The sequence below is a fragment of the Paenibacillus vini genome, assembly GCF_018403325.1.
Classification (GTDB): Bacteria; Bacillota; Bacilli; order Paenibacillales; family Paenibacillaceae; genus Fontibacillus; species Fontibacillus vini.
Genome location: NZ_BOSL01000006.1, coordinates 1 through 24739, shown reverse-complemented (window position 1 = coordinate 24739; position 24739 = coordinate 1). Strand labels below are relative to the sequence as shown.

Annotated in this window: 29 protein-coding genes; 10 read left to right on the top strand and 19 right to left on the bottom strand. The window is 49.8% G+C overall.

Annotated features, from left to right (window positions below; genetic code table 11):
• The first annotated feature begins 129 nt into the window (after positions 1–129).
• The 3 genes from KJS57_RS10675 to KJS57_RS10665 all read left to right on the top strand — a co-directional run bounded on the left by KJS57_RS10675 (position 130) and on the right by KJS57_RS10665 (position 3116).
• Complete coding sequence (locus KJS57_RS10675) at positions 130–1368, top strand: MFS transporter (RefSeq protein ID WP_213654778.1); 1239 nt, start codon at positions 130–132, stop codon at positions 1366–1368.
• 273 nt (positions 1369–1641) lie between these two features.
• Positions 1642–2250: a hypothetical protein gene (locus tag KJS57_RS10670; protein ID WP_213654777.1), complete on the top strand. Its 609-nt coding sequence runs from the start codon at positions 1642–1644 to the stop codon at positions 2248–2250.
• Between the two features lie 74 nt (positions 2251–2324).
• A complete protein-coding gene (locus KJS57_RS10665) occupies positions 2325–3116 on the top strand; it encodes a hypothetical protein (protein ID WP_213654776.1) in 792 nt (263 codons plus the stop codon).
• Between the two features lie 94 nt (positions 3117–3210).
• Here the strand turns inward: KJS57_RS10665 and KJS57_RS10660 are convergent, their stop codons facing one another.
• The gene (locus KJS57_RS10660; protein WP_213654775.1) at positions 3211–3837 is read right to left on the bottom strand and encodes an O-methyltransferase; all 627 of its coding nucleotides are present in this window, start codon (positions 3835–3837) and stop codon (positions 3211–3213) included.
• 126 nt (positions 3838–3963) lie between these two features.
• On the opposite strand from KJS57_RS10660, the gene KJS57_RS10655 reads away from it, so the two are divergent.
• From KJS57_RS10655 to KJS57_RS10640, 4 genes are all read left to right on the top strand, one after another.
• On the top strand, positions 3964–5118 hold the full coding sequence (locus KJS57_RS10655; RefSeq protein WP_211021053.1) for a THUMP domain-containing class I SAM-dependent RNA methyltransferase: 1155 nt from the start codon (positions 3964–3966) through the stop codon (positions 5116–5118).
• Positions 5119–5148: 30 nt separating this feature from the next.
• Positions 5149–7173: an LTA synthase family protein gene (locus tag KJS57_RS10650; protein ID WP_213654774.1), complete on the top strand. Its 2025-nt coding sequence runs from the start codon at positions 5149–5151 to the stop codon at positions 7171–7173.
• 179 nt (positions 7174–7352) lie between these two features.
• Positions 7353–7655, top strand: a complete 303-nt coding sequence (locus KJS57_RS10645; RefSeq protein ID WP_211021051.1) for a putative quinol monooxygenase — start codon at positions 7353–7355, stop codon at positions 7653–7655.
• A 4-nt stretch (positions 7656–7659) separates the two neighbouring features.
• Complete coding sequence (locus KJS57_RS10640) at positions 7660–8334, top strand: YdeI/OmpD-associated family protein (RefSeq protein ID WP_213654773.1); 675 nt, start codon at positions 7660–7662, stop codon at positions 8332–8334.
• Positions 8335–8416: 82 nt separating this feature from the next.
• Here the strand turns inward: KJS57_RS10640 and KJS57_RS10635 are convergent, their stop codons facing one another.
• From KJS57_RS10635 to KJS57_RS10615, 5 genes are all read right to left on the bottom strand, one after another.
• Positions 8417–8650, bottom strand: a complete 234-nt coding sequence (locus tag KJS57_RS10635) for a YuzB family protein (protein WP_211021049.1) — start codon at positions 8648–8650, stop codon at positions 8417–8419.
• Positions 8651–8677: 27 nt separating this feature from the next.
• Positions 8678–8980: a HesB/IscA family protein gene (locus KJS57_RS10630; protein WP_211021048.1), complete on the bottom strand. Its 303-nt coding sequence runs from the start codon at positions 8978–8980 to the stop codon at positions 8678–8680.
• A 128-nt stretch (positions 8981–9108) separates the two neighbouring features.
• Positions 9109–9366 (bottom strand): YkvA family protein, encoded by a 258-nt coding sequence (locus KJS57_RS10625; RefSeq protein ID WP_211021047.1) that lies wholly within the window; start codon positions 9364–9366, stop codon positions 9109–9111.
• A 301-nt stretch (positions 9367–9667) separates the two neighbouring features.
• On the bottom strand, positions 9668–10615 hold the full coding sequence (locus tag KJS57_RS10620) for a M14 family metallopeptidase (protein ID WP_244861485.1): 948 nt from the start codon (positions 10613–10615) through the stop codon (positions 9668–9670).
• Between the two features lie 86 nt (positions 10616–10701).
• Positions 10702–11334, bottom strand: a complete 633-nt coding sequence (locus KJS57_RS10615) for a TraX family protein (protein ID WP_211021046.1) — start codon at positions 11332–11334, stop codon at positions 10702–10704.
• 225 nt (positions 11335–11559) lie between these two features.
• Here KJS57_RS10615 and KJS57_RS10610 point away from each other — a divergent pair, with 225 nt between their 5' ends.
• Entirely contained in the window at positions 11560–12471 is a 912-nt protein-coding gene (locus KJS57_RS10610; protein WP_213654772.1) for a diacylglycerol/lipid kinase family protein, read from the top strand.
• A 62-nt stretch (positions 12472–12533) separates the two neighbouring features.
• On the opposite strand, the gene racE is transcribed toward KJS57_RS10610, so the two are convergent.
• The 7 genes from racE to KJS57_RS10575 all read right to left on the bottom strand — a co-directional run bounded on the left by racE (position 12534) and on the right by KJS57_RS10575 (position 18401).
• Positions 12534–13352, bottom strand: coding sequence for a glutamate racemase (racE, locus tag KJS57_RS10605; protein WP_213654771.1), 819 nt, complete (start codon positions 13350–13352; stop codon positions 12534–12536).
• A 190-nt stretch (positions 13353–13542) separates the two neighbouring features.
• Positions 13543–13998 (bottom strand): YtxH domain-containing protein, encoded by a 456-nt coding sequence (locus KJS57_RS10600; RefSeq protein ID WP_213654770.1) that lies wholly within the window; start codon positions 13996–13998, stop codon positions 13543–13545.
• Between the two features lie 151 nt (positions 13999–14149).
• Positions 14150–14578, bottom strand: coding sequence for a DUF86 domain-containing protein (locus tag KJS57_RS10595; RefSeq protein WP_211021042.1), 429 nt, complete (start codon positions 14576–14578; stop codon positions 14150–14152).
• Positions 14579–14634: 56 nt separating this feature from the next.
• The gene (locus KJS57_RS10590; protein WP_213654769.1) at positions 14635–14922 is read right to left on the bottom strand and encodes a Dabb family protein; all 288 of its coding nucleotides are present in this window, start codon (positions 14920–14922) and stop codon (positions 14635–14637) included.
• A 198-nt stretch (positions 14923–15120) separates the two neighbouring features.
• Positions 15121–16428, bottom strand: a complete 1308-nt coding sequence (locus KJS57_RS10585; protein WP_213654768.1) for a 6-phospho-beta-glucosidase — start codon at positions 16426–16428, stop codon at positions 15121–15123.
• Positions 16428–17417 (bottom strand): N-acetylglucosamine kinase, encoded by a 990-nt coding sequence (locus tag KJS57_RS10580; protein WP_213654767.1) that lies wholly within the window; start codon positions 17415–17417, stop codon positions 16428–16430. The genes KJS57_RS10585 and KJS57_RS10580 overlap by 1 nt, the downstream gene beginning before the upstream one ends.
• 96 nt (positions 17418–17513) lie before the next feature.
• A complete protein-coding gene (locus tag KJS57_RS10575) occupies positions 17514–18401 on the bottom strand; it encodes an AraC family transcriptional regulator (RefSeq protein WP_213654766.1) in 888 nt (295 codons plus the stop codon).
• Positions 18402–18628: 227 nt separating this feature from the next.
• On the opposite strand from KJS57_RS10575, the gene KJS57_RS10570 reads away from it, so the two are divergent.
• Both KJS57_RS10570 and KJS57_RS10565 read left to right on the top strand, forming a co-directional pair.
• Positions 18629–18937 carry a hypothetical protein gene (locus KJS57_RS10570; protein WP_211021037.1) on the top strand — a complete coding sequence of 103 codons (309 nt, stop codon included), beginning with the start codon at positions 18629–18631 and terminating at the stop codon, positions 18935–18937.
• Between the two features lie 305 nt (positions 18938–19242).
• A complete protein-coding gene (locus tag KJS57_RS10565) occupies positions 19243–20286 on the top strand; it encodes a tyrosine-type recombinase/integrase (protein WP_213654765.1) in 1044 nt (347 codons plus the stop codon).
• A 60-nt stretch (positions 20287–20346) separates the two neighbouring features.
• Here the strand turns inward: KJS57_RS10565 and KJS57_RS10560 are convergent, their stop codons facing one another.
• The 6 genes from KJS57_RS10560 to KJS57_RS10535 all read right to left on the bottom strand — a co-directional run bounded on the left by KJS57_RS10560 (position 20347) and on the right by KJS57_RS10535 (position 24611).
• Entirely contained in the window at positions 20347–21057 is a 711-nt protein-coding gene (locus KJS57_RS10560; RefSeq protein ID WP_213654764.1) for a hypothetical protein, read from the bottom strand.
• Between the two features lie 176 nt (positions 21058–21233).
• Positions 21234–21860: a glycoside hydrolase family 73 protein gene (locus tag KJS57_RS10555; RefSeq protein ID WP_213654763.1), complete on the bottom strand. Its 627-nt coding sequence runs from the start codon at positions 21858–21860 to the stop codon at positions 21234–21236.
• Between the two features lie 2 nt (positions 21861–21862).
• Positions 21863–22138: a phage holin, LLH family gene (locus KJS57_RS10550; RefSeq protein ID WP_280520379.1), complete on the bottom strand. Its 276-nt coding sequence runs from the start codon at positions 22136–22138 to the stop codon at positions 21863–21865.
• 14 nt (positions 22139–22152) lie between these two features.
• Positions 22153–22488 (bottom strand): hypothetical protein, encoded by a 336-nt coding sequence (locus KJS57_RS10545; protein ID WP_213654761.1) that lies wholly within the window; start codon positions 22486–22488, stop codon positions 22153–22155.
• Positions 22489–22500: 12 nt separating this feature from the next.
• Complete coding sequence (locus KJS57_RS10540) at positions 22501–22773, bottom strand: hypothetical protein (RefSeq protein WP_213654760.1); 273 nt, start codon at positions 22771–22773, stop codon at positions 22501–22503.
• A gap of 320 nt (positions 22774–23093) precedes the next feature.
• Positions 23094–24611 carry a hypothetical protein gene (locus KJS57_RS10535; RefSeq protein ID WP_213654759.1) on the bottom strand — a complete coding sequence of 506 codons (1518 nt, stop codon included), beginning with the start codon at positions 24609–24611 and terminating at the stop codon, positions 23094–23096.
• Positions 24612–24739 lie beyond the last annotated feature (128 nt).

Here is a 24739-nt window from a genome sequence, read left to right as displayed (position 1 = left end):
TACATTATGCCCTTTTTAAAAGTAAGTAACAACTATCACACCGGCTCGTCCCATGACAATCGTATGACATTGCTCCGACAGGGCGCTCTTAAAACTGTGCTATACTAAAAAGACTTTGTTTACAACCAGATGAACCCGAAAGGAAGTGAAAGCACATTGAAATCGTGGAAATTGAACCTCATTGTGCTTTGGTTCGGACTGTTTTTCGTCAATGCGGGAATGACGATGATTACTCCTTTTTTATCGCTTTACCTGGCCAGAAACCTGCATGTGCAAGGTGAACACGCCATCGGCATTTGGGCCGGCCTGATCTTTGCGGCCAACTTTGCGACGTCCTTTATATTTCAACCGCTGTGGGGCAAACTCGCCGACAAGTACGGACGCAAAATCATGCTGCTGCGCTCCGGTTTCGGAATGGCCATCGTAATTACACTAATGGGCTTTGCGACACAGCCGTGGCATCTGCTGGTGCTCCGTTTGCTGAACGGTACGATTTCCGGCTTCAATCCGGCCGCCGTGTCGCTCATATCGGGCACCGCTCCAAAAGAGCGGATGGGCTTCGCCATGGGCACGATTCAATCAGGGAACGTGGCCGGCACGATCCTGGGCCCGCTGATCGGCGGACTTATGGCGGAATATATCGGTTTCCGCCCTATTTTTTATATTACCGGGGCCCTGCTGTTTGTGGCTTCCATGCTTGCTTTATTGTTCGTCCGCGAGAAATTCGACCGGGAAGAAGCGGCTCATACGCCGCAGATCTCTGTTATGCAGGGCTTTGTCGAGCTGAACAAATCCCCGCAGTTGACCGCTTTATTTGCAGTAACGTTCCTTCTGCAATTCGCCATGCTCAGCCCAATGTCCCTGCTCCCCCTCTATGTTGAAAAACTGCACGGCGTTCCGACCGACGTTCCCTTCTGGGCCGGGTTCGTTACCGCCGTGACCGGGATCTCCAACATGATCACCTCGCCCGTGCTGGGGCGTGTAAGTGACAAAGTCGGGGCGCATCGGATATTGACCTTTTGCTTAATCGGCGCAGCAGCCACCCTCATTCCTCAAGCTTTTGTGCATACGGTTTGGCAGCTCATTCTCATCCGCTTCCTTATGGGAGTCTTCATGGGCGGTCTGCTGCCAAGCGTCAATGCGCTTATCCGGTTCTATACGCCTGACGGCATGGAGAGCCGGGCCTTCGGCTTCAACAGCAGCACCCTGGCGCTCGGCAACATGCTAGGCTCCTTGATCGGAGGCTTCCTGTCCGGCTTTATCGGGATCGAAGGAATTTTTGTCGTTTCCGGTATTCTACTGGTTCTCAACACCTTCTGGGTACGATGGAAGCTGTATGGCAAGCCGAAACTGACTCCTTTTAAGTAAACCAGAGTATAAAGGTACAACCGTTCGATTTATCGAGCGGTTTTTTAATAAGATATCAATAATATCTATAACTAAGTGATATACAGAAAGAATTTTATTACTACGTTAAAATACCAGTCAATGGATTGATAGAGTCACCCCACTAAAACAAATTTGGATTTTAATTTACTTTTTTGGAAAATATTTTATAAAAAGAATGGATTAATAGTTTAAATGTGGTATTATATGGAATAGTTGTTGGCCAATAACCATTTTACTAAGAGGAGGGTTTTGATGAGAAAAGTTCTTTATCTATTAACTGTATGTACATTCTTTTTTTCTTTAACAAGTCAGGCACTTGCAAGTGATCTCTCTTTAACAACTGAAAATACTAATATTGGTGCAATAGTGGAGACTCAAGCAACCGAGGATTTCTCCTCCACGTTACCGTCAAACATTGGACCATTAAGCGGTGGAAGTGGTACCGTTACCTATGAATTTAAAGAAGAAACTCCGAAAAAGTTGCAAAAAAAGTTATTAGTTAAATACCTAACAGAAAGCTGGGCTCAAGCTAGCTCGTATACGTGGTCCAAATCCAACTCCACAAATTTAACATTTAGCGGGAATGTTACTGGTGAAGTGACAGATAAAATCAAGATACAGTTTGGACTAAGTGGAGGCTTTACAACAACCTACTCAGTCGCTATAACTTTACCCGCTGACTCAACAAAATTTAGCAAATTGGCTTATGGATCGGACTTTTATACACAAAATCTCTCTTATGTAAGAAGTATCAGTTACTGTACTATTTACGACGGTTGCCATTCATCATCAGATCCTAGAAAATATATTAGTTATAAAGAACCGACAAGTACCACCTATCTTTATGTAGTTTACAAGTGAATTCCAAATTAATTAAATTTCTAATAATCCGATGCTTAAGCATCGGATTATTAGATCCAATGGAGTTGAAAAAAATGAAGAAAAAAGTATTGTACATAAGTTTCACTATATTAGTCATTATTATAATTACTTTTATAGTACTTCCAAAAAAAAGTGTATTCGGTAAGCCTCATTTTGTTCAATACAATGCCTCTTTTTCCGCTCCAAGCGGCTCTTCCTATACTATTGATCTAGCATATTTCGTAGTAAAGGGAAGTAAGAATATTCTGGATCCACAACTTATAAAACAAATCAAGTTCAAAAATTCAAATACCACAAATATAGAAAGTATAAATTATAAAAAAAGTGATTCATCAAAAAAATATGATATTAGGAATCTTGCACTTAAAGTGAATTTTATAAATAGCGGAAAAGAGAATCTGAATAATATAGTAGTAACTTTTAATGACAATACTGTTCGGGAATATTCGATTGGACACTGGTACTTTGACGTTTCTAATCATAATGAAGAATCCAATTATATCGAAATGGGAGAAGAGTTCCCTCTTGTTACTAATGATTTTAATGGATACAATTTTAACTTTAAAAATAATTCCAGTAAAAAAATCGAAATAATAGATTTAGGGATTAATTTATTTGAAGCAAAGCTTAAAAACTATAATTTAAGTATTGATCCGTATAGTAGACTAAATACATTGTTAGAAGCCTCTAGCTTGAATAAGGATAACAAATTCTACATTATCCGGCCTAAAATCACTTATCAATATGATAATAAATCTTACGCTTATTTTCCCTATGCCACTTACTATGGATTTTTAAGTATGAATGATAAGGATATTGACAATGAGGTAAGTAAAACCAATTAGCACCTAGATCCCCCCGCAATCAGACTTTCACTGGCTATAAGATACGTGCTTAGCTCAGTGCGCCTTGACAAAAACAGCCGGAGAGTCAGTCCGGCTATTTCACCATTGCGAGCGCAAGGCCGTCGTACGCCGGCAGCATGGTACTGATCAGCCGCTCGTCGGTAGCGATCGATTCGTTGAACTTCCGCATCGCGAGGACCGAAGGCCCGTTTTTGTCAGGATTCAGCGTCCGTCCGCGCAGCAGCGTATTGTCCCCTGCGATAATCGCCCCGGGCCGGGCCAGCCGGATCGCGTATTCCAGATATGCAGGATAGTTTTCCTTGTCGGCGTCGATCAAGAAGAAATCGAACTTCTCGCCCCGGTTCTCCAATTGTGCCAGACTGTCCAGCGCCGGACCGATCATATACTCAGTCATTACGCCGAATCCGGCGCGCTCCAAGTTCCGTCGGGCCAGGGCGGCATTTTCCTCTTTCAACTCGAGCGAGACGAGTCTTCCCCCCTGCTTCATTCCCCGCGCCAGGCAAACGCCGCTATAGCCGCCGAGGGCGCCGATTTCGAGTACCGCCTCCGCTCCCGAAACAGCGGCAAGCATCGTAAGAAGCCTGCCGTATCCTGGAGCGATCGAGACATCGTTCTTCCCGCTTTCCAGGATGGATTCCGTGACGCTCTTCAGCATGCTGTCCTCGGTATATAATTCCTCACTATATTGTTCAGGGTTCATCTCCCCGGCACACTCCTTTTTCCTGTTGTCAAAAAGCCGTTTGTATCTTATTTAACATTGTCCTATACTGAATTGTATGGTTTTTGCACTATAACCACAAGTATTTCACGGAGTTGATATGATCATATGCCAGGACAAGGACAACAATTAGAATTGATCGCTACCGCACCGATGGGGCTCGAAGCCGTCGTTGCCCGCGAGCTTAAAGATTTGGGTTACCATGACACCGTCGTCGAGAACGGCCGGGTCACATTTAAAGGAAACTTAAGCGACATCTGCCGCTGTAATTTGTGGCTGCGCACTTCCGACCGGGTCCTCATTAAAATGGGCGAGTTCACCGCGCTCACGTTCGATGAACTCTTCGAAGGCACGAAGGCGCTGCCCTGGCAGGATTGGATCCCCGTGCACGGCGAATTCCCGGTGGAGGGCCGATCGCATAAATCCCAGCTCAGCAGCGTGCCAGCCTGCCAGGGGATCGTGAAGAAAGCGATCGTTGAGAAGCTGAAGGAAACGTACCGCAATGAATGGTTCGATGAGAACGGGCCGCGATACGTCATCGAAATCAACCTGCTGAACGACAAGGCGCTGCTGACGCTCGATACTACCGGCCCGGCGCTGCATAAGCGCGGTTACCGCAAAATAGCGACCGAAGCGCCTTTAAAGGAAACGATGGCGGCAGCGATGATCCTGCTCAGCCGTTGGAACCAAAACCCGTCACGGCCGTTCTACGACCCGTGCTGCGGCTCAGGAACGCTGCCGATCGAGGCGGCGATGATCGCCTGGAACATCGCTCCGGGGCTGCGTCGTACGTTCAATTCGGAAGCATGGCCGGTGTTGCCGGAATCGATGTGGCAGGAGGCCCGCGATGAAGCGATCGATGCAGTGAAGGACGATATCCCGCTGAACATCGCCGGCAGCGATATCGATGCGCAGGCCATTGAAGTGGCCCAAGCGGCGGCCAAAGCCGCAGGGCTCGCCAAAGAGATTACCTTCCGGCAGCTCCCTGCCGTCAAAATCCAGCCGGAAGGCGATTACGGCTGCATGATTACCAACCCGCCTTACGGCGAACGTATCGGCGAGGAAAAAGAAGTCCGCCGCCTGATCTCCCAGCTCGGCCGCGTTACAGCCGAATTGCCGACCTGGTCGTTCTTCGCGCTGACACCTACGAAACAATTCGAACAAGACTTTCAGCGTAAAGCGGATAAACGCCGCAAGCTGTTTAACGGCCGGATCGAATGCCAATATCTGCAGTTTCTTGGACCCCTTCCCCCGCGGCATTAATGCCCGGGTGGAGGGTTTCTCCGTTTTGGAATGGAAAGGAGGAAATCCGACTTGGCAACACCAGGCAATAAAACGAGTCATTTTTTGAAAAAACTGGACCATTACCGTAATTTTGAATATATTTTGTTCACGCTGATCATTTTTCTCAAATTGCATATTCTTCACGATAATCTACATGCACGATATATCGATATGAATTTGCTGGATGACGTGATCGCCATCGGCTCCATCCTGCTGGTATCGTTCTGGACGCTATGGCTGCCCCGTCGGGGCCGCTCCATTGCACTAATTATCTTGAATATACTGCTGACGGGGATCATTTTCTCGGATCTCGTCTACTATCGTTATTTTGGCGATTTCATCACGGTTCCGGTTCTGCTTCAAGCCGGGCAGGTCGGTGAACTCGGAGACAGTATTCTGTCGCTGATCCATTTTAGGGATCTCTGGCTCGTTGCGGACTGGATTATCTGGCTGGCAATTACAATCGGCCTCATGTTCTACCACCGCACGGTTACACGAAAACAAACGGCCAGAAACCATACAGCATACTCTCAGTCACCCCGTCCCGGTAAAACCCGAAGTTCCCGTCTGTTATCCCGATTCATTACAGGCCTAGGCGTCTTCGTACTCGGCTTTGTTATTACGATGGGACCGATCCGGTTCTATGCAAAAACGTGGGCGGTCGGCCTGTTCGAAGGGGGATGGTGGAATATTTCGCTTTACAATGTCACCGGACTGCTCGGCTTCCATTATTATGACGCTTATCGTTACGCTAAAGAACACCTCGGCGACAAACCCGAGCTCTCGGCGGAGGAGAAGGACAATATCCGGGATTGGTTTCAAAAAGCCGGCGATGCCCGCGAGACAGCCACTGACGGGACTTTTGGCGCTTATAAAGGGAGCAATGTTCTGGCGGTGCAGGTAGAAGCCTTCATGAATTTCATGATCGGCAAAAAAATCGGTGGCCAGGAAATTACCCCGAATTTCAATAAGCTGATGCAGGAGAGCCTGTATTTTTCCAACTACTTTCACCAGACTGGCCAAGGACGGACTTCCGATGCCGACTTCTCATCGCAAAGCTCGCTGCACCCGCTTCCAACAGGCTCCGTATTCGTCCGCTATCCGGACCATACGTATGATACGCTGCCGCAAATTCTTAGCCAAAACGGATATGAGACCGGTGCTTTCCATGCTTACGAGGGCAGCTTCTGGAACCGGATCAATATGTATAAAGCGATGGGATACGATCATTTCTACAGTAAAAAAGAATACGCTATGGACGAATCGCTCGGCTGGTCGCTTGGTGACAAATCGTTCTTCCGCCAATCGCTCGTCAAGATGTCCGAAGAACAACAACCTTTTTATTCGTTCTTAATTACGCTGTCCAGCCATCATCCCTACTCTCTTCCGGCATCGGTCCGCCAGCTTGATACCGGCGAATTCAAGGACACCATCTTCGGAAATTATCTGGAATCGATCCATTACGCGGACGCCGCTCTTGGCGAGCTGGTGGAGGGCATGAAACGGGACGGACTGTGGGACAATACGATCCTTTACGTTTATGGTGACCATGACAACTCGATCACGGAACAAGCGGATTACGAGAAATTCCTCGGCAAGCCGCTGACCGAACTCGATATGCATCAAATCATGAACCAGGTGCCGCTGCTTGTACACTTGCCGGACGGCAAAGCTGCCGGAATCTACGATCAGCCGGCCGGGCAGCTCGACATGGCCCCCTCGATCCTGCATTTGCTGGGAATATCGACGAAACCGTACTACATGATGGGCAACAACTTGTTTGCCGATGGAGACAAATTCGTCGTCCTGAGATCGGGAGCTTTTACGGACGGTAAATTATATTACATTCCTTCCCCGGACAATTTGTTCGAGAACGGCAACTGCTATGACCTTTCAACCAAAGAGAAAACGGATATCGAAAAATGCCGGGTTCCTCATGAAGAAGCCAAGAAACGGCTGCAAATTTCCGATGATCTGATCGCCTCAGACCTAATTCCAGAGCTGAGAAGCGGCAAGGATGCGCAACAACCATAAATTTTGAGAAAGGACCCTGATGATTCCGCTGACGGAACTCGGGGTCCTTGTTTATGTTTTTTTGATTTAAATGAATTCCCGCCAGCATTTCATTTGAATCTTCTATCGCCTATTCGCTATACTCTTTTCGTAAAGGTTTGTTTATGATTATCTATTTTGTTCCCTTGGAGGGGTGTTTAATGAGCAAATTCGGAATGAATGTGAAGTTTACGGCAAAAGAAGGGCAACGGGATGCTCTGGCGCAAATCTTGCTAGGCGCTGCAGCGGTCGCAGAGGGTGTGCCGGATTGCGAAAAATATATCATCAGCGTGTCGGACACCGAACCGGATGTCATCTGGGTGTATGAAATTTGGAGTAATGCGGAAGCACATCAAGCCTCTCTCGATCAAGAAGCCAGCAAAGCTTCGATCCGGCAGGCCATGCCATTAATCGCGGGGGTAGAGTCCTGTCAAATTCGGCCCGTAGGCGGAAAAGGACTCTAACCTTATGGCAAAATCAATCGTCGAAAAGCTGAATTTGCAAAAGTATGAAACAGCCGCCGTGTTAAATCTGCCGCAGGACACCGGCGATCTGGCGGAATTGACCTTTGACCGCGAGCTTAGGAAAAGCAAATACGATCTTATTTTTGCTTTCGTCCTGGACATGGATGCCTTGAAGGCTATGGTCAGCAAAGTGATCGAAGAAGATCGCCTAAAACAGGACGGGTACTTGTATCTCGCCTATCCGAAAAAAGGCAACAAAAAATACCCCACCTTCATTCATCGCGATGAGCTGCTGGACGGGTTAGGCGCGGACGAGGACGGATATGTCGGGACAAGCTCTATCAAGTTTGCCCGCATGGTAGGCATGGATGAGGTGTTTACGGTCGTTGGCCTAAAGGAAGACGCTCGAAGCCGGAACCGGCCACAGTCCACCTCACGGCCGAGCCAGCGTGTCGATGATTACGAGGCTATGGTCCCGGAAGTGGAGAAAGATTTGCACGACGCCCCGGAGCTCCTTGCCTTTTATCGTTCACTTACGCCTGGATACCGGAAAGACTGGGCCAGATACGTATACAGCGCCAAACAAGAGAGCACGAGAACCAAGCGGCGTGAGGAGATGAAGACCATTCTTGGCGCGGGCTACAAGAGCCGGGAGCTCTACCGCAAGGATGAAGGATAACCGGGCGGCCAGGTCAAAAAAACCGATTTTAGTACAGCTATCAATAAAGCCGCTCTGGTCTGAGGACCGGAGCGGCTTTGATTTATTGTTTCGGCTTCTTTACAAAAGGTGCGGCCTTGGCCAGCACTTCGTCTTCCGTAGGTCCGCTGACATAGCGGCCGTTCACGTAAACGAAGGGTCTCTTGCCGCACGGTCCGCAGTAGGACTTGCAACCGATTTTGATCTCGGCGTCCGGCGCCAGCTTTTGCAGCTTGGGCACAAAAGTCTTCATACGGATATGATTGCATTTATCGCATATACGAATATCGTTTGCCATGCTATTCCCTTCTTTGTTCCATGCTGATTAGTGATCCCCGTGATTTCCTTTGGACGGGTTCGTAATCACGAATCCTTCTTGAGGAAAATACAAATAATCGATTTTTACGCCATCCAGCAGCGGCTCGTCTTTATCAATGATTACATCAATCTCTTTATCGGTCGAGATGACGTTATCGTTGTCTCCAGGCTTGACCAAATCCATGCCATAGTGAGCGTGGTCGCCATGGGCATGCGTGATGACTACTTTCAACACCAAGCCTTTGTTCTCTTCCTTGTCCAGTTCTTTCTTTATCACTTTCGCCGCATTGCGGGTAATCTTGACGCTCATAGAACCTCTCCTATCTCTATCCAGAGTAACATCTTCAATATTCCTATTGTAAATAATCATCGTCTATCGCGCAAGACCGTCACATATAAGTCATGTTCGCTAAATCCGAGCTCCGCTCGCATGATTACTCATTTCCCGATTTGCTTCATGCCGGCCTGTTCTTTCCGCTCCGCTCTCGACACGAACCAGTTCATCAGCAGCATCGTCACCGCCATATCGTCAATCGGGATGAATGGCAGCACATCCGGCAAGACCCAGTACAAAATAGCGGGCACTACAAGCAGCAGCTTGTCCATAAGCGGAATCCGGGGCGACCTCAACAGTGCGGGAAGCCGGCGAAAAACATGTCCCCAGTGGCGCAGCGACCATATTTTTGACCATTTCATCGACATTCCCCCTTCAATACTTTATACGATAAGATACCCTATTTTTAGTGAAATCAAAAATCGGCTAGCCGTGCTCATTGGATATTTCCAGTTAAAGCAATGCACAAGAAGCAAATTTAAGAGTTTGATTGGATATTTCCAATCATAATGGGCTCTTTTGCTATAAACAAGTGCCAATCCGATAATTTCATTGGATATTTCCAATCAAGGCATATCTTTGAGCAATGTCGAGCTAAAATGAATGGATATTTCCAATTACATGGGGAAAAGGCCAGGCTCACGGCAAAAATCCGAGGGCAGCTTACCCCCGGATAAATTCCGCCAAAATCGGCGCCAATCCCTTGTAGATGTCGTCAAACTGCTCCACCGGCAGCGGGTTCACGCCCTCCCCCGCCTCCACGGTAAAGCCGGGCCGGCGGAACTCGTCGATGAACCAGTCTTTGTATCCGGCATCGCTGCCGCTCAGCTTGACTGCGTGGTATCCGCCGCCGCTGCCATTGCTGCCATCGCTCCCTTCGCCGCTTGCCGCCGCGAGCCGTTCCGCCATCGCTTCCGCTTCCTGCGGCTCGCGGTCGCGGTAGTTCCAGTAAATCTCCTTGCCCTGCGTATGCAAGGACAAGACCCGGCTGAACCGCTCGGCGCGGGTTAGCCCGGCCAGCGCGGCCGCCTCCGGCTCACTGAGCGGATGCGGCCCGCCGTAATCCTGCGGCGCCGGGGCAGCCAGTCCCCGGCGCTCCCGCTCCAGTTCCCAGCATGCCGGGAACTGGTCGTTCAAATCGACGCCGCGGATATTGGCCTTCCAGCGGCGAAAATCCCCGCTGCCGCCGTTCCACGCGGCCAGCTCCTCCGCCCAGGCGCAGCCGGGCGGGATTCCGTCCTGCGCGAGGTCCGCGCCGTCCGGATTGGCCATCGGCACCGCCCACAGCGTGACCGCATCGAGGCCGCAAGTGTCGCCAGCGCTTCTCGCCGCTGCCAGCTCCTCCACAAAGCGCAGCAGCAGCGGCGCTGTAATCCACTCATTAGCATGAACCGCGGCGTTGATATGAACCTTTTCCGGGCCATCGCCCACAATCAGGGCAAACAAAGGCTGCCCCAGCACGCTTGTGCCGATCTGCCTGCTTCTCAGGACATCATATTTTTGCAACAGGCGACTCATTTGATCTACATAATCTGCATTGCGGAATCCGCCGCGCTCAATGGCGACGATAGGACGATGGACGTGATTGCCGGCAGCAGTCAGAATTTCCAAGCCCCCTCTCTCAATCCATTAATGCGTTTCGCCGGAACGTCATCCGTATTCCCAAACGTACCACCCGTTCGAAAACAGGCTGATACCTACCCGGTTCCCGCCATATAAACGATGACGGCAAGGATCGCCAGATGCGCCGGGTAAAAGGAACGCCAAACCCAGGCCGGCACACGCCGGGCCTCCATCGCCTTCCAAAGCTGCGGACCGAAGACGATGACCAGGGTCGGCAATATGCTGACCATTTGAACGACCCAGCCGTAAGACAGCAAATAAACCAGATTCAGCAGCAGGTGCATCAGCAGGATTTGCGTTGAACGCGCATATTTGAATATAAGCACGAGGAGCAGTCCATATGCCCCATAATCGAACGGCAGTACCTCCATCACAATGCAGCAACCCGCAATGAGCAAGGCGGAGAGCGGACCCGGTTTAACACTGTCCAGCATTCGCAGCACTAGCACAGCTCCCAGCAACGTGGCCACCACGTTCAAACCGCCTTCGTTGACGACAATTTGATAGGGAATTTGTGATAAGACTGCGATTAACAGCAGCCGGAGGGCATATTTTTTAAAATTGGAAGTGTGGGTGTAGCCCTGAACAAGCGCATAAGCGTAAATCGGAAACGCGATCCGCCCTATTATTCTCCAGGCCATTTCGCCCGGGAAGAACAGCAGTCCGATATGATCGATCAGCATCGTAATCATGGCAATCAACTGCATACGCGAAACTCCTTTTAAGAGGTTATTCAATAAAGTCATCTTTTGATCACGAAGCGCTTCATGTTGCTTACCCGACATCGAATCTTGAATTCAGACGGGCCTTCCGGTGCTGAAAAGTCGACTTTTTGAACACACACTTTTAATTAATAATGATTTCTTTTTAACGTTATTTTGCTTACACTGAATTTACAGGTGATTGCTTGCTAAATTGATGGGGGAATGGTCATGTATTTATTTATCGTAAATCAAAATTCCGGCAACGGCGGAGGGGACCGGGTTTGGAAAAAGATCCGGGATATCCTGCAACGTCGGAATATTCCTTATGATTATATATATACCCGCAGCGCAGAGGAAGCGCATTCATATTTAAAGGAGCAATTCGCCCTTAAATCCGACTGGAGAGCGGTAGGTGTGGTGGGCGGCGACGGCACGATTCACAGCCTTCTCCCCGCCATGCGGGATTCGGGCATTCCATTGGCCGTCTTCCCCGCCGGCTCGGGTAATGATACTGCCCGCGGCTTCAGGATTCCTAGAAAAACTGCCGCCGCTTTGGACGTCATGCTGGAAGGGATGCCGCGGAACGCCGACCTCATCTCGATTTCCGGCGGCAGCACGCTGACTGCGCTGGCGGTCGGGTTTGACGCCGAGGTCGCCCATAACGTAAACAACAGCCGCTACAAAAAAATTTGCAATGCACTCGGCATGGGCCGTCTCGCTTACATTATCGGCGTCTTCCACACGCTGCTTACCTTCCGTCCCGCACCTCTGAGCGTCGAATGCGACGGGATCGAGCACACTTTCCCATCCGCCTGGCTCGCCGCCGTGAACAATGTAACCACTTATGGCGGAGGACTGGCGATCTGTCCCGATGCGAAAACCGATGACGGTCTCCTGGACATTTGCATCGTCCACGGTTGTTCTCGGCTGAAGCTTATGCTGCTGTTCCCGACGCTGCTGTTCGGCAAGCATACCCGCTTCCCCTTCGTGACGATGCTCCGCGGCAGCAACGTTACCATTCACAGCAGCCTGCCGAGACTGGCGCTGGGGGACGGGGAACATGTCGCATCCACTCCGCTCACCGCATCCGCGGATCCGGGAGCTTTGCGGGTGATGTGTCCGGACTCCCTGGCTGTATAGCCCAGACCTACATGTACAAAAAAACCTTTGGCGGAACAAATCCCGTCCAAAGGTTTTTTGCTTCATCGGGAAGGGTTGGAAACCTGCCAGACGATGGGTGTCAGTTCAATTTGCCTTCCCAGCCACTGCAGTGCAATTCTGCGGAATATTTCAGGTTCCCCGCTGCAAAAGAACTGGTGAACCGGAATTTCGCTTCCGCGGGCAAGCCGGCCTTTTTGATGAAGGACCGTACTGATCTCCCGAGCCGTTTCATCCGCCGAGCTGATCAGTTTAACCGAGGGCCCCATCACTTTATGCATGGTTCTTTTCAAAAATGGATAATGAGTACAACCCAGAATCAAGCAATCAATCGGATACTGCTTAATATCGCGGAGCGCATCCTCAACGACTTCCAGCGCTTCCGGCATTTCATACCGTCCTTGCTCCACAAGCGGAGCCAGTGTGGGACAAGCCTCGCTGACGATTTCAATCGCCGGATTCAGCTCTTTAAGAGCAGAGGTGTATGCGCCGCTCCGAATCGTTCCGATCGTTCCGATGACTCCGACTCTGCCGGTCTTTGTAGCGCTGATGGCAGCCCGGGCTCCCGGATGAATGACGCCGATGACGGGAATGGAAACCTTCGCCTTGATATAATCCAAAGCAGCCGCAGTTGCGGTATTACATGCGATTACGATCATTTTAGGGTCGAATTGAACTAAAAAATCTACGATTTGCTCGGTAAATAGGCGCACCTCTTCCGAAGAGCGAGGACCATAGGGAGAGCGCGCGGTATCGCCGAAATAAATAATTTTTTCTCTAGGCAGCTGTCTCATAACTTCCTTGACGACAGTGAGACCTCCTACGCCCGAGTCTAATATTGCGATGGCTTGCTGCACGAACATACCGCTTCCTTTTGCCAAAAGATTTGTATTTCGTTTTCTCTACCTACTTTATGTTTTGCGGCCATAAAGCGTACCTAAATCTTAACTCAATTTATGAAGCCGTACAACTAAAAGGGCTCTTTCCATATTTAACCGTAAAAAAGCAAAAAGACCCTTTCGGGTCTCCTTGTTCTTATGCTTAAATTGCATATTATAATTTTTGTTCCGTTTCCCCTTCTATGACCGCAGCGGCTGTCTCCACTGTAGTTTCGGCCTCTTCCGGCTCTACCGCAGCCGCCGCCTCAACTTCCGCTTCTTCGGCAATACCGACTACGGCCGTCTCATCGGAAGTAACCTCTTCTTCCCCGAACGAGGAAATCAGCACTTCCTTGTCTTCGATTTCCGTGTTCCCCTTGGCCGCACGCCATGCTTGGAAATCATTAACCAGTCCTTCGGCCGTTTCCTTTACCTTGCCTGCCAGTTGGCTGCTTTGTTCGCCAACCTTCTCAGCGACCTGTTGCGTTTTCTCGCTAACCTGACGCGCCCCGTCGGCGATATCCTTGCGGAGCTCGCGTCCCGGTTTCGGAGCGAACAGCAACGCAGTTACCCCGCCAAGAACCGTACCGATGGCGGCACCCCAGATCAAGCCTTTAGTTTCTTTTTTCACGCTTCATCTCTCCCTTGTCGGCATTATCCCGGATCTTCCCTGACGTAAACGGCGATCCCTGTGTTTACCGGGCAAATGCCTATATCGATAATGTATTATAAGCACCTTGGGCTTATCCCGTCACACATCCCGAGAAAAAAAGAGGCTCCGGTCAGACTGTGATCCCTTCCTTATCCAAATACGCCCGAACTCTGCCCGCAAAATCATCCAGCAGCTGCGGAAGAAGTCCCGCCAGCGCATGAGCGCCGCTCCGGTCCCAATCGAAATATTCCTGAACGAGCGGCTTCCGTAACCGGACCAGGCGGGTCAGCATTTGAAACAACTCCTCGCCGATCACCTTTTCGTCATGCATGATGTCAACGATATCCTCGTAGCTGCTTGCATCTCGCATAATAAAGCCGTCGATCAAATAACTCCCTACGTCCGTTACGATCTCAATCGCCAAATGAAGCGCTCTCTCTTCGGCAAACCGTTCGAGCAATGACGCTTCGCGGGCGGAGCCGGCAGCTTCGACAACTTGCACAAGCTCAGGAATTACATTCAGCCGGCGTTCGATTTGTTCCCGGTTTACATAATACATGGCATGTTCTCCTTCGTGATCAATAGATGAAGTTATGAAATCAGTTTAATTAAGATCTAAAATTCGAAATCGACGGCTACCTGGCTTTCCCGGACCTGCGTCATATGCTCGATTACTTTTTTGTGCTCGGGATGAACCTGATAGCCTTCCAGATCCTCCAGAGAATCAAATGTTGCCACCAGTGCGATATCGTAGGAACGCGCGGATTTAACCACATCGATCCCGACCTCCAGCTCCCGGAGCTGCTCTACTTTTCCCTTCAGGTCGCGCAGCACGCCGGCCGTAGTTGCAATGCTTTCCGGGGAGGAGTCCTTCAATTTGAACAACACGATATGCTTGATCATTCCGCAATCTCTCCTTCAACGATAGTGGCCGTTTCGGCCTATGCTTGTCCAACTGCTCTAATCAAAATATATCATAACGGTCAGAAGCAAGGAAGGAAGCTTTTGTACTGTGGAATCAGGAACGAGATAAGCCCGCAAAAATAGCAGCCCGGGGCCAGATGATCCCAAGGCTGCTGTGGTCATGCAAAACTGATTAAATTAAGCAAAGAAGTTCGGAAGATAACGCTTGTGAGCCTCCAGCAATTCTTCCAGCAGCACCTTGGCGATGGAGACCGAAGGCACGAGCGGATGATGAACCATCGCTTGCAGGGCAAGCCCCCGATCCCCGCTGACGGCCGCGTCGATCGCCAGGCTTTCATAGGTTTTCACCGCATGCAGCAATCCTTTGATTTGCTGCGGAACATGCTTTGGCGCAAGCGGAATCGGGCCCCCGGAGGTAACGACACAGTTAATTTCGATACTGGCATCTTCCGGCAGGAAATCATAAATTCCGCCGTTTCGCACATTGAGGGTTTGAATATCGTTCCGGCCCAGATAAAGCGACTGCATTAAATGAACCGCCGCCTCGGAGTAGAACGCTCCGCCCCGCTGCTCCAATTGTTTCGGTTTGTCCTCCAGTGTCTCGTCGGCATAGAGCTCAAACAATTCTTTCTCCACACGGCTAACGACATCGGCCCGGGTCCCATCCTTTTCAAGCGCTGCCTTCTCCTCTTCAAGCATTTCCGTCGTCATATAGTAATATTTCAGATAATACGTCGGAATACAGACGAGGGATTGCAAAAATTCCGGATCCCAGCCCATGGTAGGTACGTTTTTGGCTGTGTATTCGCCCTTGCCCATCAGCAATTCCGGCAATCTTTCTTTACCGTCCACTAGTGCCGAGGTTACCCAGTGCAGGTGGTTGATTCCGACAAATTCGGGTAAAACCTGGCTTTCGGGCGTTTGGTAGGCTTCGGCAAGAAATTTCTTGAAATTGATCGGTGAGTTGCATAAGCCTACGGTTTTCACGCGGGAATATTTGGTCACCGCCTCCGTTACCATCCCGGCTGGATTCGTAAAATTCAGCATCCATGCGTTCGGTGCCAATTCTTCGATATCGCGGCAAATATCCAGGATGACCGGAATGGTTCGGAGCGCCTTGAACATGCCTCCCGGACCCGTCGTTTCCTGGCCGATGACTCCATGACGGATGGGAATATGCTCATCCAGCTTCCGGGCTTCCAAAAGGCCTACGCGCATTTGGGTAGTAACGAAATCAGCGCCCTGAATCGCCTCCCGCCGGTCCAGCGTCAAGTGGACCTGCATGGGAAGTCCTGATTTTTTTACCATCCGTTTCGCCAGACTTCCTACGATTTCAAGCTTATGTCTGCCTTCTTCGATATCAACGAGCCATAATTCGGATACCGGCATATCTGAGTAACCTTTGATCAAGCCTTCCACCAGTTCCGGCGTATAAGATGAGCCCCCGCCTATGACAGCAATTTTGATTTTCCGTTGTTCCTTCACTACCTCGCATCCCCTTTCAAATCGTCAAATGAAACAGTATTCAGATTATTCATCACTTGAGTCCCGGCTTGAATTCCCGCCTGATCCATTGCGCTTAGCACGGCGCCCGCAACCGGTTCCATGGTGATTCTCGTGATTTTCGCCTGCGGTGCCGTGAGCCGTACCCTCTTTGCCAGCGCATCCTGCATAATAGCCGGCACGCTTTTGGCCAGCACGCTACCGCCCAGAACGACGTCGAATTCTTCATTCTCCATTCCAAGACGCTGAATCAATGCGGCTGCCGCATTGCCAAGCTCAACTCCTTGCTCGGCGAGAATGCCGACCGCCACCTCATCACCCTGTCCCGCTGCCCGGAATATTAGCTCAGCCAAGTGCAGCGGCGGCGCATAACCCTCATCCAAGGCTGCATCCAGCATATCCGGTACGCTTGCAAATCCTGTCGTCTCCAAGACCATGTCATGCAGGAGGGTCGGTCTGCCGCGGCCGTCCCAAGCACGTACCGCCGAACGGAACGCAAAGTTGGCCATGTCCCGGCCCGAACCCTGTCCATCCCCGAATAAATAACCGAAGCCGCCATATTGGAGTTCCTCTCCCGCCCGGTTCCTTGCCGCCGCATTAAACCCGGTGCCGCTGATGACAACGGCTCCGTAAGAACGGTCCGTTCCGGCGCGCATAGCGATCATGGTATCGCAGGCAATGGCGTGTCTCGGAAAGCCGAGCTTGGCGATCATCGGCCGGAGAATGACATAATCCGGTTCCCGGTCCGCCCCGGCAAGCCCGAAATAAGCAAATTCCACCTCAGCCGGTTTCAGACCCGCTTCCCTTAGGGCATTGGAACACGCTGATGCTATATTCTTCTCCGCATCCAGCGGATTGGTCTGGTGATTTCCGTTACCGGAGACTCCCCGGCCCACGGTCTCACCCTTCTCGTTCACCAGCAAACAATATGTTTTACTTCCTCCTGCATCAACACCCATATAAAACTTCATCCCGCATCTCTCCTTCACCATTAGCATACAAAAAAGGACTATCGCAATTCCTCTGCAATAGTCCTCTATAATGATACTATCTTACTGTTTTGAGTCTTATTCGGTTTTACCGCGAAGCCGTCTTCTTAAAACGCTCGGCGATACCCCGATATGATGAAGAAATAACCGGTTAAAATTGGACAAGTTGCGAAATCCGGTGGTCTCGGCAATTTCCAGTACACTCAGATCATCTTCCTCCAGCAGCTTGACCGCGTATTCGAGCCGCAGTTGAACCAGATAATTCATCGGCGACGATCCGACGATTTGACTAAATAACACACTGAAGCGCGATGGACTTAAATGAACCAGATCGGCTAACTCCTTTAAGGACCAGGGCTTCGCCAAGTCTGCATCCATCGTTTGAATGACCTCGCGGATTTGCTCCAAATGCTTCGTGCTGGCGTACCCGAATGTGTCTTGCTCCGTGCGGAAACGCCGGTTAATTTCCGTCATGAACAACAGTAGCAGCCCGCGGACAGCCGAGATGAAGGAAGGCTGGCCCGACTCATACTCCCGCTGCATTTTTTCAATATATTCGCCCAGCAATGGACTGGACGGATGGGTATGAGAAATGTGATTGGAAAATCTCGTTCCTGTATGTCTGAATGGCTGCAAAATATCCGGATCGTATCTCTGTTCGGCTCCAAGTAATGCGGGTTCAAACATCACGATCACCATCTCCAGGTTTTTGCTTTCGTAGGCACGGTGCAGATCATGAGAGTCGATCAGAAACAGATCCCCCTGCTCGAAATGATATTCCCGGCCATTGATCATATAAATGCCGCTGCCGCCGGTAATCCAGTTAATCTCGAGCGCCCGGTGCCAGTGCAGCCGCTGGAAGGAAGGCGTTACCCCCTTGGAGCTCGAAATCGAGAGCGGAAACCTTGACGGCAAGATTATTTGGTCCGGCTGAATATGAAGCGAAGACGAAGTCGAAGGCTTCACCTTAATTCCTCCTTATACTCCCATGAGAATCGCCTCGTAAGGTAAACATCAAAATCCGCCTTACCAGTCTATTGAACCACACCCTAAATGACCGCACAATAGCGTTGCAGACCTGAATGTTTTCCAAAGTAACCACACCGAAAGCCCGCCGGCTTCTCACCTTTCTTAACGTTGTCCAAACCCTATCAAACTATTAAACATATCATATAGTGAAGGGGGTGATATGTATGCGCGCATTACAATTTCTGTTGAATACCCCGCTACGCACACGAATACGAACACTCCAGGCCAGAATCGAACTGCTGGAGAACCGGATTGACCACCTAGAATCGTCCATCGAGGCCTCAAAATTTCCGGATGCCGAAACCTACGAGAAGTTAGCCAAGTCGGAAGGAAGGTTTTTGACGGTTATTGCCGGAGAATCCCTGATTCAAGGAACTCTCGTATCTATCCAAACAGAATCTCTCGAACTGATCGATGATTCCGGACAAGTCGTAATGATTCCATTTCCGAGAATTACCGCAGTCCGCTTCTAATTTTAGGGCAGTATTTAATCCGGTAATCTTGCCGGATATTTTTTTCAAAAAAATTCTTGACATCAAGCAACCATTTTTATAAAATAAAATAGTCGCTTATGAGACAAGGGGCCTTAGCTCAGCTGGGAGAGCGCATCGCTGGCAGCGTCATCGTTAAAATCCCGTTGTTTCAACGCAAACTGTACGCTGACTGTATACGTTGACTGTACGTTGACATATACGGATATACGCTCTAAATTGACGAAGATATACGCGCAGAATAATCGGCTTCTTTCCGTAATATAACGGGAAGGAGCTTTTTTGATTTGAGCGAAGACAAACGTAAGGGGCGCGCGGTTAAGAACGAGAGAACTTCGGACAAGCTGCGATATTCGCTCGACTATTTGTTCGAATATTATTATCAGGCGAGAAAAGCAGAGGGGCGCGCAGACAACACCCTCAAGACATACGTTGCGAACTATAAGTACTTCTGCGAGTACCTGGACATGCGCGGCGTTGGGCGAGACATTCGAAACGTAGACGTAGAGCTCGGCCGCGAGTACATCATATGGTTGCGCGACGAAAAGGTTAAGTTTAGCGAGGATTGTAACGTTCCTGATTACGTGAGGACCATCGGGCTTGAGCCTAAGTCGATTAACACGCGTATCAAGAATTTAAAGACAATGTTCAAGTTTTTGCATGAAGAAGGAGTCATTGACTCAAACCCCTTCGCATATTTGAGGAATGTTCAAGATATCGGACGCGACATCGAGGTTTTGTCTCCTGAGGAGTTGAAGCGCCTACTCGACGCTCCGAACCAACGGAAGTATAGCGAGTTCCGCGACTACGTTGTGCTTAACTTACTAATTGACGGAATGCTTCGCGTTGATGAGGCGTTGACTCTCCGGCGAGAAAACGTAGACCCGTCGACCTGCAGCGTATTCCTTCGCCGCGATATTACAAAAACACGAAAGTCACGGATAGTTCCGATCACAAAGCGGACTCTGAAACTTATAACCGAGTTGATGCGTGAGACTGTCGAGTTTAGCAGTGACTACGTATTTCTGAGTAATTACGGAGAGCGCCTGACTCCTAATCACTTTCGCCACCAATTAAAAAAGTACGCGGAAATGGCTGGATTAGATAAGCGAGTATACCCGCACTTAATGCGCCATTCCGGGGCGACTCTCTTTCTTGAAGAAGGCGGCTCGCAACGCCATCTACAAGTTATTCTCGGACACGCGGACGGAAGAATGACGGCACACTACACGCACCTGTCCGATAAGAACGTGAAAAAAAACCACGAAGAGTTTTCGCCAATGAACGCGATTGTTGGTAAATTGGAACGCAGTAGAAAGACTAAGCGATAAACACAATAAAGAGGGCGCAGACCCAACGGATCTGACTCCGCGAATCTGCGCCCTCTTTACTTATAAGTTATTCGATTCAGGTAAGTTGAACTCTTCCAGCCCATCATATATATCCTTTTGAATGTTGTATTTCCGCGCCAACTGATAAGGAATCGTGTAGTCGCCAAACATATTGTCCAAAACAGCGTCATAATCAACGTCGGCCACCTGATCACGTCTCCACGATATGTATACCCCGTTATTCTCACCGCCACCAACATTATCAATTAATACATTCAACGAGACCTCATAAACTTGCGGATTCTCAAATAAAACCTTAGAGTACGCGATCAACGAACCGCCCGCTCTTTTAACGAAGTCTTTATAATCCGCAAAAATTCCGGGGTTTAACGTTATTTCAACGTACTCCCCTTGCGCATCCGCACTAGTCACGAACTTGCGGAATCTTTCTTCCGTCAACGGAATAGCCATCGCAGCGCCTATATTATCTTCGAGCGCCTTTTTTACGTTTTCTTCGGTCACTTCCGCATTCGCCCAGTCAAATTTCGGCTCCGATTTATCTGTACCCTGCGCGTTGTCCGCTGGTTCGGTTTTAGTTTCTGAATTAGTGGGCGCTTGCGTCTGCATCGCATCCTTCGTTTCGGATCTGTCCGCGGGTTTCGACCGACCGCCGCTACTTCCATAGTTTAAACTTAGGACAATTACTGCTAAAACAGCGGCCGCAAGTACAAACCCAGCCAGCGCATATTCCCATTTATTTTTAAACCGCATATGTATCCCCTCCGAATTACCTAAATCATACCATCCCATAAACGAAAAAAGAACCCCTCGACATAGTCTCTACGTCAATTACGCAAAGACCCGCGAGGGGTTCCGTTATTTCGCATTATTCGGTTTTGTTCTCTTATTTCCGTATTGCAACGCAATTATATGCGCAAGAATTTGCATCAACCATTTTGTTTCGGTTGGCCCGACGCCACACGTAGCTCATCCGCCAGTCGTCCGATTTCCTTACGTTCGGCTACCGTTTTTGCCGCGCCATACGCCGGTTTCAGCCACGTGTTAATTATCTTATTCGCGTCATCCTTCGTCACTTTCGGTTCCGCCTCCCCCTGCGTATCATAGTCGTACAAATTGTGCGCATCCATAATCGCAATCAACTTCGCGGCATAATCCGGATCGGTCGCGTAGCCAGCCGCCGCCACCGCACGGGCCGCCGCAGCCCCGCGCTTGCCGATGACTCCGCGATATTTATTGCGGTCCCATGATACACCGCGCAAAAACAGCGCCGAGTGGTCCGCAATCGATTCGCCCCAATCGCGGTATGCGCGAAAGGCCGCATCGACCGTAATCCACTTGCCGCCGCTATACTCACGCGTGGGCATAACGCACTTCCCCGCCGGCCCTGCGCCTTTGATCCCGAAAAGATTATTCGCGCGTTTCGTAAGGCCACTGCCGCCCCATCCGCTCTCAAGCGCAGCCTGAGCGATGGTTAGCGAAGCCGCTACGCCCGTTTTGCGCATGTCGGCGACAGCGTGAGGCGCGATTTTGGCGATAAACTCCGATTTATTCACGTTTAAACTGCCCCCAATTCGTGGACCGCAGCTTCAATCAGCGCGTTAATGGCGTCGGTGTCGACCGTATAGCCGCGCGCCGCCAGAAAGTCGAGCACATAGCGCTTCTTTTCATCCCCCCGCCCGGGTCCGTTATAAATTTGTTCCGCTGCGGCTACGGCGATGCGCGTCCATGCGGCGATCTGCTGGCGTTGTTGCTCAGTGGTTTTGCTGCGGATATACGGGACGACAAACGTCGTTATAACAGCCGCGATCAATACGACAACCGCTTGTACAATTGGCGTTAAATCAATCAGGGTCCTTCCTCCTCTGCCGGGTCGTCCGGCGTATGTAATTTGATTTTACTTACGTTTTCATTTTTCGCCTTCCAGTAATAAAAGCCGAGAGCCGTTGCCACCGGCGCGCCAATAAACGCAAGCAATGCGCCCAATTCCGCACTCGACCGCAATACAACGACGACGCCGATGACGACGCCGAAAAAGTACGTCGCCATGACGAGCGCCAGCACGATCTTGCTAAACTCGATTTTCTTACGCTTCCTACGTTCCTTTCGTTCGCCGGGCCGCCAAAACAGCGCCAGTACGACCGCCAATACCGCAACTCCAATCGCAATCGCGGAGTAAATCATATGCCGCGCCTCCTACGCAAATTTGTCCAACCGTTCGCGACTGTTTTGACGCTCCTCAAGTCGCGTTACTCGCTCGGACAAACCGTCCACACGCTGGCCTTGCGCACGCACGTCCGCACGAATATCGTCAATGCCGCGCTTGATATATTCGACGTCCACACGCTGAACAACGTCGGACTCCGTGCTTGCGCTGATGTCATGCTTTGCGTTGCGTGCGAAAGTTGTCCACGCGAGTATAATGCTACTTACCGTTGAGATTACGGCGATTACCGCTACCCAATCCATCCATCCGCCTTCTTCCGTAATAAAATAGCCCCCGGATCAGCTCCGAGGGCTTAATAAAAACACACTCATTATAAGTGTGCTTGTTGTGCAGTTTCGTCCTACTATGCTTTCTCCATAGCTACCATTTTCCCGTCAATGAATTCGTATATAGGTTCTCCGGCCGCATTCAACACGTTTATTGGAAAGTGTCTTTCGGCGTTTCCATTCACCATTATGTCATTTCCGCTTGGACTTTCAAAGGCCGTCGAAAAACCATGCAGAACTTTACCACCGTGATCAGTTCGGATGAAATGCTTATATCCCAGCAAATTAAAACCTCCTTAATATTCAGCGTCAGCGGAAACTTCGCAACTTATCGCCTGATTTAAAACGGGAAGTTCACCGAGAAGGATAGTTTTAATTCCATTCTCGTCTTGTTGTAATAATGTGGCTGTCGTGTCTATTTCTGTTCCGTAAGTCCCCCGCAATTGGCCGAAGGTTATTGTAGGTGGAATACGCATTGGTCTCCCCCATCCGCCTAATGCGGTGTAGATTTTATCTACGTTGGAATATACAAAATTTACAATGGACTTTTTAAAGTACCGCTGACAAGCGTTTATTTCATCGGCGATCCTTCTCGGTTGAAAAGATAACGCCTTGTCGCCAGTATTTAACTGTATTTGGGCAATATCAACGTAGCCGGCTGACCGGAAAGTTTCTGGCACTGGTGTTCCAAATCTGATCTTGTAGTCTTCTCCCCACATTAGCCAAATTTGTGGTGTCAATACATCGTTATTGTTCAATCCAAATGTTTTCCCTGCAAGAGAGTTTGTCTCAAATGTATGTGAGTACCTCCTCCATTCGGAGGTTAATTCAAAGTTTCTTCCGTATATGTTTTCGTATGTTGATGGCGTACCGCCAGTACCATAGTCTTGATGGAGATTTACTCCGATTAATTTTCCAGGGATATTGGTACGGGCCCAAAAACTCAACGTTACCTTTCTCCCCGCGCCAGCGAGCTTGCGAACGCCATTTTCTATTGCTTGCATCATGTTGCAACGCGCGTATGAAACGATTCCTGTACCAGGGTTTGTTATCTCAAATCGCATATAATAAGCCGAGCCTGGTACGTCTCCACCTTGCGAAGGCATGCGATTTACAGTGATTACCGAGGGGTCACTTACGCTAGATATGAGAACATTTTGCCACCTGTCTGCAACATACTGCATACCGACCATATTGGCATTTACTGCCCTTTGCCAAACATCAAAATTACCGTTTATTAATGCGTTTCCATTTGCCGTTTCCGCCAACTGCGCGGCAATGTCGTCTAGCATACCAGTTGTGTCCGCGATAGCTTGCTTATCCAACGGGCTCATTAACCCACTTGATGATGTTGTTGCTTCCGGTATCGGATCACTGCCATTTGTTAAATGCGTAGATGCGTGTTCCCCGGGTAATGCTGTCCCTGTTGCGGTTACTTTTATTTCGTTTGTCTCCGCAACACTCTCCACCAAAATACCCGTGCCTCCAACAATATTAACGGATGTAGATGGGGAGCTCGCGGCAAGGTCATTGATTTGGGTTATTACACTTTTGTTTTCTGCCGCCGTCACGCGCTGATTTAGCGAGCCTACATCCGCTGTCGCCCCGTTGACCGCATCGCTGACGAGCTGTACTTGTGCCTCTACGTCACCTACCGCGTCATCCGTATACTGTTTTGCGGCGTCCTTTGCGGCTTGCTCGGCAGCAGGGACGGCAGCGTCCAGCTTCGTAAAGTTTTCGGTCCACTCCGCAACGTTAAGTTTATCATCGCGGCTCCAGACGTTAAGTCCGAGATTTTGTGTTTTGGTACGCATTGTATCCCTCCTATCTTGTAGCTAGCCATGCTAATAAAGCTACTCTTTCTGGCTGGTCGTCCGTATAAAACACATCGACTTGCGTTAATCCACCGCCAAAAATGTAAATCGCCCCTTGATAATACACG